Origin of the sequence: Mesorhizobium sp. M7A.F.Ca.ET.027.02.1.1, from assembly GCF_004022985.1 — a bacterium.
Classification (GTDB): Bacteria; Pseudomonadota; Alphaproteobacteria; order Rhizobiales; family Rhizobiaceae; genus Mesorhizobium.
The window spans coordinates 1-12,292 of record NZ_RZOL01000176.1 but is presented as its reverse complement, the minus strand read 5'-3'; the positions used below and the strand labels follow the sequence as shown (position 1 = coordinate 12,292).

10 protein-coding genes are annotated in these 12,292 nt (G+C 62.6%); 4 read left to right on the top strand and 6 right to left on the bottom strand.

Annotation, left to right across the window (positions count from 1 at the left end; all coding sequences use genetic code 11):
- The 6 genes from EN749_RS19505 to EN749_RS19480 form a co-directional block, all read right to left on the bottom strand.
- Positions 1-123 (bottom strand): DUF3096 domain-containing protein (locus EN749_RS19505; RefSeq protein WP_145990950.1); only part of this gene is annotated, 123 nt, incomplete at its 3' end.
- Positions 124-242: 119 nt separating this feature from the next.
- The gene (locus tag EN749_RS19500; RefSeq protein ID WP_128307221.1) at positions 243-1,022 is read right to left on the bottom strand and encodes a hypothetical protein; all 780 of its coding nucleotides are present in this window, start codon (positions 1,020-1,022) and stop codon (positions 243-245) included.
- Positions 1,023-1,172: 150 nt separating this feature from the next.
- Positions 1,173-3,485, bottom strand: coding sequence for an EAL domain-containing protein (locus EN749_RS19495; RefSeq protein WP_127321216.1), 2,313 nt, complete (start codon positions 3,483-3,485; stop codon positions 1,173-1,175).
- A gap of 144 nt (positions 3,486-3,629) precedes the next feature.
- Complete coding sequence (locus EN749_RS19490; RefSeq protein ID WP_128288565.1) at positions 3,630-7,124, bottom strand: indolepyruvate ferredoxin oxidoreductase family protein; 3,495 nt, start codon at positions 7,122-7,124, stop codon at positions 3,630-3,632.
- A 219-nt stretch (positions 7,125-7,343) separates the two neighbouring features.
- Positions 7,344-7,880: a hypothetical protein gene (locus EN749_RS19485; protein WP_128363745.1), complete on the bottom strand. Its 537-nt coding sequence runs from the start codon at positions 7,878-7,880 to the stop codon at positions 7,344-7,346.
- On the bottom strand, positions 7,873-8,484 hold the full coding sequence (locus EN749_RS19480) for a CGNR zinc finger domain-containing protein (RefSeq protein ID WP_128363744.1): 612 nt from the start codon (positions 8,482-8,484) through the stop codon (positions 7,873-7,875). The genes EN749_RS19485 and EN749_RS19480 overlap by 8 nt, the downstream gene beginning before the upstream one ends.
- Before the next feature lie 148 nt (positions 8,485-8,632).
- On the opposite strand from EN749_RS19480, the gene EN749_RS19475 reads away from it, so the two are divergent.
- The 4 genes from EN749_RS19475 to EN749_RS19460 form a co-directional block, all read left to right on the top strand.
- A complete protein-coding gene (locus EN749_RS19475) occupies positions 8,633-9,538 on the top strand; it encodes a branched-chain amino acid ABC transporter permease (protein ID WP_128363743.1) in 906 nt (301 codons plus the stop codon).
- A 187-nt stretch (positions 9,539-9,725) separates the two neighbouring features.
- Positions 9,726-10,310, top strand: coding sequence for a TRAP transporter small permease subunit (locus EN749_RS19470; RefSeq protein WP_127266510.1), 585 nt, complete (start codon positions 9,726-9,728; stop codon positions 10,308-10,310).
- The gene (locus EN749_RS19465) at positions 10,307-12,091 is read left to right on the top strand and encodes a TRAP transporter large permease subunit (RefSeq protein ID WP_189367602.1); all 1,785 of its coding nucleotides are present in this window, start codon (positions 10,307-10,309) and stop codon (positions 12,089-12,091) included. The genes EN749_RS19470 and EN749_RS19465 overlap by 4 nt, the downstream gene beginning before the upstream one ends.
- 18 nt (positions 12,092-12,109) lie before the next feature.
- On the top strand, positions 12,110-12,292 hold a 183-nt coding region (locus tag EN749_RS19460; protein WP_189367604.1), incomplete at its 3' end, for an alcohol dehydrogenase catalytic domain-containing protein.

Genomic DNA, 12,292 nt, shown 5'->3' with positions numbered 1-12,292 from the left:
GAGCAACCCGACGACGATCAGATAGAGCGCGACGATGTAGTTCAACAGCCTTGGCATGACCAGGATCAGCACGCCGGCGATCAGCGAGATAAGCGGGGTGAGCGCAAGTGTGGAAATGGTCATGACGGGTTCCTTTGGCATATCCGTGGATTCGGCGACCAATGGCGAGGACGACAAGGCGCCGAGCCATCAGAACGCGTATCCGGCCCGAAAGCTCCAGTGGTTCTGCGAAACGCCTAATCTCAGGCGGCTTCGCGAAAATATTTGGCAGTCGGCAGGATGGTCAGCGGCGCCAATTCTCCAGCACCAGGTGTCTCGAACAGCATACGCTGCTCCAGAGATGTGGATCGGAAAAATGGAAAGCGCGAGAACGACCGCTCGCGAATGGCAGCGACATTGGCGCGATAAAGCACGACCTTGTAGTTCAGGCCCGGATAGTCGCGCAGCTCGCCGATCTGCTCAGAACTGTAGATACGACGGTAGAAACCCGCATGTTCGGGCCGGATAGTCGAGAGACAGTAAGGTGCGTCGAAGTAGAAGCAGGCCATTCCGGCAAGGCGCAGCGTCAGGTAGGGGATCTGCGGATAGACCTTCGACCAGTCTGGGTCGGCAGCAAAGCGGCTCGGATCGGCAAAGTGCGCACCCGCAGCCAGCATCGGGCGCAGGATGTCGCCGTAGACAGTTGTAGACGGCGATTGTGGCGTGGCCCGGCAGGCATGATGAATGCGCACCGTGGAGACCAGGATGCCGTCAATATAGACGCCGAACTTGGAACAATTTTCAGCTTCGTCGAGCTCGTCGTGCACAATATGTTCCGGGTTTTCCGACACCATATCATTCAAGCGATAGGATTTGTAGCGTAACCTATAGATGTCTTCGAGATCCTCCCCCTTGTCGCAGCGGCGATATTCCGTCCGCTCAAGCATCGCTGAAACATTGCGGGCGAAACTCGACATGCTGTCGGGCGAATTTTCTTCACCCCCGCCCGCCACATGGCCAAGCGCTTCCAACTGCACATCCATACTCAAACCCTCGTAAGTTTCCGCCGCAGTTCAACCTACGACGGGACCCTGAGATGTAAAAGATGAAAATGGAGCACACGTCGTTTACCGATCATTAACGTTAACGATCCGTAAATTTTTATGAAAAGGCGACACTCTTCCCGGCACCGGTCAGCGGCGTGCGGCTCTCTTGGCTGAATTGATGTCCTTGGCGAAGGGCCATACCGTGTTCGACATGGTCTCGATGCCGGAAGCGCTGAGCGCCGAACCGAACAGGAACCCCTGGACAAGGTCGGGCTTGACCTGCAGCGCCAGTATCTTGAGCTGCTCGAAGGTCTCTACACCCTCGACGGTGACCGAAAGCCCCAGCGGCCGCGATAGGTTGACGATACCCTTGAGCAGCTCGAGCGAACGGGGGTTCTGGGTGACGTCCATCAGGAACGAGCGGTCGATCTTGATCTTGTCGAGCGGCAGTTTGTGCAGATAGCTCAGGCTCGAATAGCCGGTGCCGAAATCGTCGAGCGCGATGCGTACGCCGATCTGCTTCAGCTCCTCGATATACTGGCGCGTCAGCGACTTGTCGTCGAGCAGCGCCGTTTCGGTGACCTCGATCTCGAGCCGGGAGGCGGCGAGGCCGGAGCCGGCCAACGCATCGCGAACCTTCTGGATGACGTCGCGGTTGCGGAAATCCTTGGCCGAGAGATTGACCGAGACGCTGGTCTGGTCCGGCCATTTGGCGCATTCGGCGCAGGCTGCCTGCAGCACGAAGGTGCTGATCTCGGAAATGATGCCCATTTCCTCAGCCAAAGGAATGAAGATGCTGGGCGAGATCGGCCCGAGATCGGGATGATCCCACCGGCACAACGCCTCGCAGCTGGCGATACGCATGGTGCTCATCGCCACGATCGGCTGATAGACCACCCTCAAGCCCTTGCTTTCCACGGCTGTACGCAGGTCCGCCTTCATCAGCTGACGGTTGCGGAAGGCGGCATCCATCGAGGCTTCGAACAGCCGCCAGCTGTTCTTGCCGAGCTCCTTGGCCTTGTAGAGCGCCAGGTCCGCCTTGACGATCATGGCGTCGACATCGGTATCCTTGACCCGTGACAGCACCGCGCCGCCGCTGGCCTGAATGCGCAGCCCGTGACCGGCGACGTCGACTTCTCCTTGCAGGCCGGCGAAAATCTCGTCGAGCTGGCTGGTCAGATGGCTCTCATCCTCGACGCGGTCGAAGAAGATCATGAACTCGTCGCCGCCGAAACGGCTGACCGTGATATCTTGCCTGGCAATGGCGGCAAGCCGCTCGGCAACGGCATAGATCAAGCCATCGCCGATCGGATGGCCAAGCGTGTCGTTGACGCTCTTGAAATCGTCGAGGTCGAGCACCGCAAGGCCGCAGAGACGATCGCGATCGCCTGATACCATGGCCTCGCCCACCAGTTCATGGAAATAGGCGCGGTTGGGCAGGCCGGTGAGGTTGTCGTAACGTGCCATGAAGCGGATCTTGTCTTCCGCCTCGACACGGGCGGTGACGTCCTCGAAGGTGATGACGCCCAGTTCCTGGCTGCCTTCGCGCGCCGAGAACTCGTAATGCTGGCCGTTGGCGAGGGAAACCAGCACCTTGCGGTCGCGGCCCTCGCGCAGGGCACGCGTCAGCTGGGCCTCGATGTAGCGGCAATCCTTGGGCGCCAGCATGCCGCCGGCGACACCGCGCATCAACAGACCATGGATCGACCGGCCGAGCAGCGCGTCGGGCGACTTGAGCGACATCAGATGCGCGGCCTCGGCATTGGCCACCGCGACGCGGCCGTCCGGGCCGAGCATGACAAGGCCGTGCGACATGGTGTTGAGCGCTCGGTTGAAGCGCTGGGCGATGCGATTGGCCTTTTTTTCCTCGGACAGGGCGGCGAAAAGCACCTCGCGGACCAGATCGGCGAAGCGCTTGATGGCAAAAAGAAATGGCGCCGAAAGCAGGCCGAGAATGAAGTGATAGGGATCGCCCCGCAGGATGAAGCCCAGCGAGATCGGCCAAGTCATGGTCATAATGAAGATCACGACCATCCTGGGCGAACCATAGTTGCGGCCAGCAATAGACGTGGCGGAGGCAAGCGTCACGCAGACGGCAGCTATTTCCGCGAACGGGTCATAGGCAAGATAGATGCCGACAAAGCAGAAGGCACCAAGCATGAAGCCATGCATCGAGCCGTACAGTATGTAGTCGTTCTCGCGGCGACGCGCCTCTTCCCAATTTTGAGGCGAAGGAGCGTGACGATATTTCCTGATGTTGCGAAGACGAAGGAAGGCGACAGCCAGCAGTCCGAGGGTGACGGCGAGATAGGCCGGATCCATGGTTTTCCAGTAAACCAGCACGACCAGCAGGGTTTGGGCAAAGAATCCTATCGAAAGCGTCAACCCGTCGCGAAACAAGGTTTCCACGAACGGAATGTAGACGTCGACCGGAATCTCGTTCTTCTTTATCAGATTCAACGCCTGAATCCCAACCCTGGGGAGCCAAGCAGTGCCACATCCGCCTTAAGAAAGATTTAGAGAGGCCCCGCCGCTCCTGCCGTCAAGCCGGGTGACGCAACGGAAAGCAAGGAAACTGTCGTTCAGGTAAACAAGGCGTATCGATCATTCCGCGGCCTGAAGTTTCGGCCGCGCCGGCGTACTCGACAGGCGTTCGAGCAGCCTTTGGCGTTCGCTCGAAGCCTTGTCGGCGCTGGCTCGACGGACGTGACCATAGCCGCGAATGAGGGCCGGCACCGAGGCCAGCGCAACGGCCGCATCGACCCTGGCCGGGGCCAGCGATCCGGCGATGAGCTCCAGATCCGCCTCATACTGCGCCAGCAGCCGCCGCTCCATGCGCCGTTCGGCGGTGTAGCCGAACAGGTCGAAGGCGGTGCCGCGCAGGCCCTTCATCGCCGACAGCAGGCGAAAACCCTTCATCATCCACGGGCCGAAGCTGGATTTCCTAGGGCTTCCGTCATTGCCGCGACGGCCCATGATCGGCGGCGCGAGGTGGAATTCGAGCCTTTCGTAGCTCTGGAACTGCTTGCCCAGTTCGGCGGCGAAAGAGCCGTCCGTGTAAAGACGCGCCACCTCGTATTCGTCCTTGATCGCCATCAGCTTGAACAGGTTCCTGGCGGCGGCCTGCGACACCGTGGTCGACCCGGGTATGGCCTTCGCTTCGGCGGCGCGCAAAACGGCCAGTTTTTCGGCATAACGCCTGCCATAGGCGGCGTTCTGATAGGCTGTCAGGAAGGCGACGCGGCGGGCGATGATATCGTCCAGTGTCTCGGCGACATCCGTGCCCGGGCCGGCCTTTCCAGCGACGGCTGGACCCGGCTGGGCAACGAGGCCGCGCACGAATTCCGGCTGATGGGCAGCGCGACGTCCCCAGCGGAACGCGGCGACGTTCATCGCCACGGCTTCGCCATTGAGCTCGATCGCCTTCTCGACCGCCTCGGCGGATAGCGGCAGCCCGCCATGCTGGAAGGCAAAGCCGAGCATGAACATGTTGGCGCCGAGCGAGTTGCCGAAAAGTGCCGTGGCGGTGCGGGTGGCGTCGAAGAAATGCGCCTTGTCGTCGCCCGCGGCCGCACGGATCGCCTTTTTCAGCCGCTCTATCGGCAACGAAAAATCCGCCGAGCGGGCAAATTCGCCAGGCATGATCTCGGCGGTGTTGGCGACGAAGATGGTGTGGCCCTCGCGCACCGCGGTCAGCACCTTCTTGGCGCCCGACACGACGAGATCGCAGCCAAGCACCAGATCGGCCTTGCCGGCCGAAACGCGGATGGCATGGATGTCGTCGGGGGTGCGGGCGATGCGGACATGCGTGAACACCGAGCCACCCTTCTGGGCGAGGCCGGCCATGTCGATCATGCCGCAGCCCTTGTCCTCGAGATGCGCCGCCATGCCAAGCACCGCACCTACGGTGACGACGCCCGTGCCGCCGACGCCGTCGATGATCGCCGCCCAGCCCTGCTCGCCAAGCGGGAATTGCGCCGGCACAGGCACGCCTTCCAGCGGATCGGCCTTGCCGGCCAGGCCCTCGGCCTTGCGGATCTTGGCGCCGTGCACAGTGACGAAGGACGGGCAGAAGCCGTTGACGCAGGAGAAATCCTTGTTGCAGCTCGACTGGTCGATCTTGCGCTTGCGGCCGAATTCGGTCTCGACCGGCTGGATCGAGACGCAGTTCGACTGCACGCCGCAATCGCCGCAGCCCTCGCAGACCAGCTCGTTGATGAAGACCCGCTTGTCGGGATCGGGGAAGGTGCCGCGCTTGCGGCGGCGGCGCTTTTCGGCGGCGCAGGTCTGGTCGTAGAGCAGCACGGAGACGCCTTTGACATCGCGCAGCTCGCGCTGGACGAGATCGAGGTCGTCGCGGTGATGGATGGTGGCGCCGGCCGGGAATTCGGCCTTGCCGGCATATTTGCCGGGCTCATCTGTGACGATGGCGATGCGGTCGACGCCTTCGGCGCGCACCTGCCTGGCGATCATGTCGACGGTCAGGCCGCCTTCGTGCGGCTGGCCGCCGGTCATGGCGACGGCGTCATTGTAGAGTATCTTGTAGGTGATGTTGGCATCGCTCGACAGCGCGAAGCGGATCGCCAGCGTACCGGAATGGTTGTAGGTGCCGTCGCCGAGATTCTGGAAGATGTGCTCGCGCTTGGAGAACGGCGCCTGGCCGACCCATTGCGCGCCCTCGCCGCCCATGGCCGTGAAACCGACGGTGTTGCGGTCCATCCACAGCGCCATGAAGTGGCAGCCGATGCCGGCCGCGGCGATAGAGCCGTCCGGCACCTTGGTGGACGAATTATGCGGGCAACCGGAACAGAAGAACGGTGTGCGCGAGCCGATGTCGGTGGCCTCGGTGAGCATTGCCTGGAACTGGCGCAGCTTCGCCACCCGCGCCGAAATCTCTTCGGACGGGCCGATGGTCCTGACGATCCTCTCGCCAAGCGCAATGGCGATCTCGTTGGGATCGAGCGCGCCCTTGGCCGGAAACAGCCAGTCGCCGCGCTCGTCCTTCTTGCCGATAATGACCGGTTGGGTGGCAGTGCCATAAAGGCTTTCGCGCAGCTGCACTTCGATCAGCGAGCGCTTCTCCTCGACGACGACAATGGTGTCGAGGCCGCGGGCGAAATCGGCGATGTGATGCAGGTCGAGCGGCCAGGGGCAGCCGACCTTGAACAGCCGCACGCCGATGCGGTTGGCGGCCGCCTCGTCGATGCCGATGTCCTCCAGCGCCTGACGGACATCGAGATAGCTCTTGCCCAGCGTGATGATGCCGATCTTCGGGTTGCGGCCGCCCGAATAGACGATGCGGTTCAGCCCGTTGGCAAGGATGAAGGCGGAAGCCGCGGCGCGCTTGTGCTCATGCAGCCGCTCCTCCTGACCGAGCATATCGATCTCGTGGCGAATGTTGAGACCGCCTGATGGCATGTCGAAATCCGGCACGACGATGTTCAGCCGCTCGAGCGAGGCATCGACCGAGGCCGTCGATTCGATGTTGTCCTTGACGCATTTGATCGCCGCCCAGGTACCGGCAAAGCGCGACATGGCAAAGCCGTAGAGCCCGTAATCGATGATCTCCTGGACACCGGCGGGATTGAGGATCGGCACCATCGTGTCGACGAACAGGAATTCGGTGGCGTGCGCATTGGTCGAGGATTCGGCCATATGGTCATCGCCCATCAGCGCAAGCACGCCGCCATGCTTCGACGATCCGGCGAGGTTGGCGTGGCGGAACACGTCGCCTGAGCGATCGACACCCGGTCCCTTGCCGTACCAGACCGAAAAGACGCCGTCATGAGTGCCCTCGCCCAGCAGTTCCGTCTGCTGCGTTCCCCAGCAAGCGGTGGCGGCAAGCTCCTCGTTGAGACCCGGCTGGAAGACGATGTCAGCCTGGGCGAGCTGTTTCTTCGCCTTCCAAAGCTGCATGTCGAGGCCGCCGAGCGGCGAACCGCGATAGCCGGAGACGAAGCCGGCCGTGTTCAGGCCGGCGCGGCGATCACGCTCGCGCTGCATCAGCAGCATGCGAATGACCGCCTGCGCGCCAGACAGGAAGATGCGCTCCTTTGCGAGATCGAACTTGTCGTCGAGCGCGACGTCGTGCAGCGTCATCAGGCAATTCCTCTGCGGAGGCCACGCGGGGCAGGCAGCCAACGTCGGGGTCGGATGACGCATCCTTTCTCCCCTTGCAAGGCAGGTCAAACAAAATCGCAGATGCCAGGCAACGCGCAACGAACAGTCCGCGGCCATCCTGAATCGGGTATGAAACCGGTCCGCGGATATTGCCCGGCGCACGAAAATTTCAGCTGCGGCCCGGATGGCCACGACGCGTCAGCCGCCCTTCGAGCAATCCGGCTTCGGTTCGCCCGGCAGCTTGCCGTCGGGATGGCCGACGAGATCGGGATTGGCGGTGTAGAGCTGGTCGATGACCAGCGGCCGGTCGGGCAGGATCGACTGGTCTTCCGTCGACATCAGCGTGGTGTCGATCTTCTGCAGGACCGCGCCGTCGGCGCCCTTGATGCTGATGGCAATCGCATAGGGCTTGTTCTTGACGACGCAGGTCAGTGCCGGACTCTCCAGCGTCACCTTGTCGAGCTTCGGCCAGACCTTCTGCTCGACCACCAGAGGCGCGCCGCCGGCGGGATCCTGGAAGCTGGCGACCGCGACCTGGCCCTCTCCCATCGGCTTCAGCGGCCGCAGGGTCACGACATAAGTCGCCCTTGCGAGGCGGTAGTTGAAGACGAATATCTTACCGGAAATCTCGAACAGCTTGCCTTCGTCATTGCCGGTATCGCGGCAGGCGCCGAGCGCAACGGCTGCGCTGAGTGCCACGCCGACAAGGATCGAACGGGAAAGGCCGCTACGCATTCCTGACCTCATTTTCCGCCATGCGACGGCGACGATAGTGACGGCTTGCCTTCTGCCTGTTGCCACACACCGCCATGTCGCACCAAAGGCGGCTGGAATTGCGGCTTCTGTCGACGAACAGCCAGGTGCAATTGGGACAGATCCTCAGCCTCGCGACGGTGTCGTCACGCAGAAGCGACAACGCCGAAACCGCCAGTGCCGCCTCGAAGGCGATCGGCGTCAGGGGATCACCGAACGGTCTCCCCGGCGCACCGATGTCGGTCCGGCTGCCAGCAAGGCCATCGGCGCAGGCTCTCAGGAATCCGGGCAGATCAGTGGTGGCAACCGCGCCCTTCGACGCCGCATCACGAAACAGCCGGTCAGTCGCCTCGCGGATCGACAGCACGACGGGCGCGATCGCCGCCGGCGAGGATACCGCCAACGGCCTGTCGCCAAGTTCGGCAGCGCGAAAGCGGCTCGCCGCATGGGCGAAGCGGGCAATCTCGGCCGGATCGTCGAAGCGATCGAACGTCCGCTCCGGATCGCCGCGCAGCACGACGGTGTTCGCCGTGTCGAGCGCAAGCAGGCCGCCGGTGAAGCGGTGCGGGGTCCAGGATACCGTCATACCAAAAATCTAACCGATAAATCGTATTTGACAAGTTAGATTCAGCGATGCACCCTCACTCTGGGCTGCGGTGATCTTCGCAGCCTTTTGAGCCTGTCGTTGGCCAGGACCGCTTCGCACTTTTGGGCGGCATGCTTCGAGGTTTTGCATGCTCTATTTCTTCCAGCAGGTGCTGAACGGGCTGCATTCGGGCGCGCTTTATGCGCTGCTCGCCTTTGGCTATGTGCTGACCAACGGCATCCTGCACCGCACCAATCTCGCCTATGGCGCATTGTTCGCCTTTTGCGGCCAGACGATGATCCTGACCGCCGCCTTCGGCTATCAGATGCTGTGGCTGACGCTGCTGGCGGCGGTGGCGCTCGGCGTCGTCGCTGCGTTCCTCTATGCCGCGCTGATCAGCCACGTGCTGTCGCGCAGTGTCTTCGAACCTTTGGCCAACCGCACACCCAATGCAATCGTGGTGACGACGCTCGGCATCCTGCTGCTGCTGTCCGAAGCGAGCCGCATCGCCGCCGAGACGCACGATCTGTGGCTGCCGCCGATGCTGGCGCAGCCTATCGTTTTCGCGCAGGGCGCCACCTTCAGGGCAACGCTGACGCTCATCCAGCTCATCGACTGCGCCGTGGTGGTGGCGGCAATCGCGCTGGCCAGCTGGGCATTTGCCCGATCGAGCTTCGGACGGCGCTGGCGCGCCGTCTCCGACGACCCCAGGGCAGCCGCTATGTGCGGCGTCGACGTGCGCGCGGTGTTCCGGCACGCGGTCCTGTTCGGCGGCTTCTACGCCGCGCTGGCCGGTGTGATGGCCGGGCTCTATTACGGCAATGTCGGCTTCGGCTCGGGCCTCGTCTACGGCCTGAAAATCCTGTTCGTGACGGCGGTCGGCGGCTATCTCTCGCCGTCGCGCGCGGCACTCGGCGCGGCCGCCTTCGGCATGGCCGAATCGCTGTGGGCCGGCTATTTCCCGGTCGAATGGCGCGATGCGTGGATGTATCTGTTCCTGGTCACGACGCTGATCCTGATCGGCGCCGGCCGCGACACCGGCAAAATCGCCTGAAACGTCAGACTTTGGTTGCATGACGCCAGGGCAGATCGCCGGTATTGGGCACTGTCTGCCATTCGATGACATTTGCTCCCTCTATCCTTGTTGACCCGTCAGTCCACGCGCGGCATACCGTTGGACCACGCGGCGTGACGGACAAAAAGGGGGAAGCCGGCACGCCTCCGGTACAAGGGAGGAATGCATGGCAGGGCTTCTTGCTCTATCCAGGACAATTGATCGCGCCAACGAATTCATCGGCAAGTGGATATCGTGGCTGATCCTGCTGGCGATCCTGGTGAGCGCCGCCAACGCCATTATCCGCAAGGTGTTCGACATATCCTCGAACGCCTGGCTCGAACTGCAATGGTATCTGTTCGGCGCCGCCTTCATGCTGGCCGCCGCCTATACGCTGAAGCAGAACGAACATATCCGCATCGACGTCGTCTACGGCCTGTTTTCACGCCGCGTGCAGCACTGGATCGACCTGCTCGGGCATCTCTTCTTCCTGATGCCGTTCGTGACGCTGATGGTAATCTATTTCGTGCCCTATGTGTCGCTGTCGTTTCGCAGCGGCGAGATGTCCAACAATTCCGGCGGTCTGATCATCTGGCCGGCCAAGGCCATCCTGCTCGTCGGTTTTTTCCTGCTCGCGCTGCAGGGCATCTCCGAGATCATCAAGAAGATCGCCATCATGCGCGGCGACATGGACGATCCCAATCCGTTCATTTCCGTGCATGAGCAGGCCGAACTCGAAGCCAAGGCGCTGGCCGACGAGGTGCGCTCGTGATGGAGTTCATCGCGCAGAACATGGCGCCGATCATGTTCGCCTCGCTGATCATCTTCCTGCTGATCGGCTACCCCGTCGCTTTTTCCTTGGCCGCCAACGGCTTGATGTTCTTCTTCATCGGCGTGCTGCTGTCGCCTTATTCCGGAGGATCGATCAACCTCGCCTGGCCGCTCCTGCACGCATTGCCGGATAATTTCTACGGCAGCCGGGTGATGTCGAACGACACGCTGCTGGCCATTCCGTTCTTCACCTTCATGGGCATCGTGCTCGAGCGATCGGGTATGGCCGAAGACCTGCTCGACACGATCGGCCAGCTGTTCGGGCCAATCCGCGGTGGCCTTGCCTATGCGGTGATCTTCGTCGGCGCGCTCTTGGCGGCGACCACCGGCGTGGTGGCGGCTTCCGTCATCGCCATGGGCCTGATCTCGCTGCCGATCATGCTGCGCTATGGCTATGACCGCCGGCTCGCATCCGGTGTCATTGCCGCCTCCGGCACGCTTGCCCAGATCATCCCGCCGTCGCTGGTGCTGATCGTGCTTGCCGACCAGCTCGGCCGTTCGGTCGGCGACATGTATGCCGGCGCGCTGATCCCCGGCCTCGTGCTCACCGTCCTCTATATGTCCTACATCCTGATCATGTCGATCATCCGGCCGAACTCGATGCCGGCGCTGCCGCTCGAAGCCCGTACACTCGGCCATGGCGTGATGTCGCTGCTGGTGGCTTTGCTGGTCACATCAGCGGTTTCCTACGCGGCGTATCGTTATCTGGCGCCGGCGCATGGCGACAATGCCGACATTCTCGGCGCGACTGCCGGAGTCCTGTTCATCTACATCGTCGCCATTGCCGACAAACGCCTGAACTTCAACATGATGTCCAGGCTCGCGCAGCAGGTGATCATCGTGCTGATCCCGCCGCTGGCGCTAATCTTCCTGGTGCTGGGCACCATCTTCCTCGGCATCGCCACCCCGACCGAAGGCGGCGCCATGGGCTCGGTCGGCGCCTTGTTCATGGCGGCGGCAAAGGGGCGCTTGTCGCTTGACGTCGTCAAGCAGGCACTGGCCTCGACGACAAGGCTATCGTCCTTCGTGCTTTTCATCCTGATCGGCGCACGGGTGTTCTCACTGACCTTCTACGGCGTCAACGGCCACATCTGGGTCGAGCACCTTTTGACGTCGCTGCCGGGCGGCGAGGTCGGCTTCCTGATCGGCGTCAACATGCTCGTCTTCTTCCTCGCTTTCTTCCTCGACTTCTTCGAATTGGCGTTCATCATCGTACCGCTGCTGGCGCCCGCCGCCGACAAGCTCGGCATCGACCTGATCTGGTTCGGCGTGCTCCTGGGCGTCAACATGCAGACCAGCTTCATGCACCCGCCCTTCGGCTTCGCGCTGTTCTACCTGCGTTCGGTGGCTGCGCGCGTGCCCTATCTCGATCGTCTCACCGGCAAACAAATCGCGCCGGTGACCACCGGACAGATCTATTGGGGCGCGGTGCCCTTTGTCTGCATCCAGGTGATCATGATCGGGTTGACCATCGCCTTCCCGCAAATGGTGATGCACTACAAGGGAACGACCGTCGATCCGGGCACGATCGACTACCAGGTGCCGGAGATGCCCGGCCTGTCGCCGCTCGGCACGCCGCCGGCGGATGGCGCAGCGCCTGCCGGCGGCGGCACGGCTCCCGCCGCCCCCGATCTGTCGCAGCCGCCGAGCTTCGGCGACGCGCCGCCGGCCAAGCCGGCAACGCCACAGCCCGACCTGTCGCAACCGCCAAGCTTCAACTGAACCGGCATGGTCAAAACCATGAAAGCGGTGCGGCTGGAAGCAGTGGGCGGCATCACGCTGCGCGACGTCGACATGCCTGACATCGGTGCGGATGAGCTACTGGTGCGCATCGAAGCCTGCGGCGTCTGCGGCACGGATCGGCATCTGTTTCACGGCGAATTTCCGTGCACGCCGCCGGTGACGCCCGGCCATGAGGTCTCC

Coding starts and splice junctions, on each gene's coding strand:
- EN749_RS19500 (WP_128307221.1), bottom strand. CDS start 1,022: ATGGATGTGCAGTTGGAAGCGCTTGGCCATGTGGCGGGCGGGGGTGAA.
- EN749_RS19490 (WP_128288565.1), bottom strand. CDS start 7,124: ATGACGCTGCACGACGTCGCGCTCGACGACAAGTTCGATCTCGCAAAG.
- EN749_RS19485 (WP_128363745.1), bottom strand. CDS start 7,880: ATGCGTAGCGGCCTTTCCCGTTCGATCCTTGTCGGCGTGGCACTCAGC.
- EN749_RS19480 (WP_128363744.1), bottom strand. CDS start 8,484: ATGACGGTATCCTGGACCCCGCACCGCTTCACCGGCGGCCTGCTTGCG.
- EN749_RS19475 (WP_128363743.1), top strand. CDS start 8,633: ATGCTCTATTTCTTCCAGCAGGTGCTGAACGGGCTGCATTCGGGCGCG.
- EN749_RS19470 (WP_127266510.1), top strand. CDS start 9,726: ATGGCAGGGCTTCTTGCTCTATCCAGGACAATTGATCGCGCCAACGAA.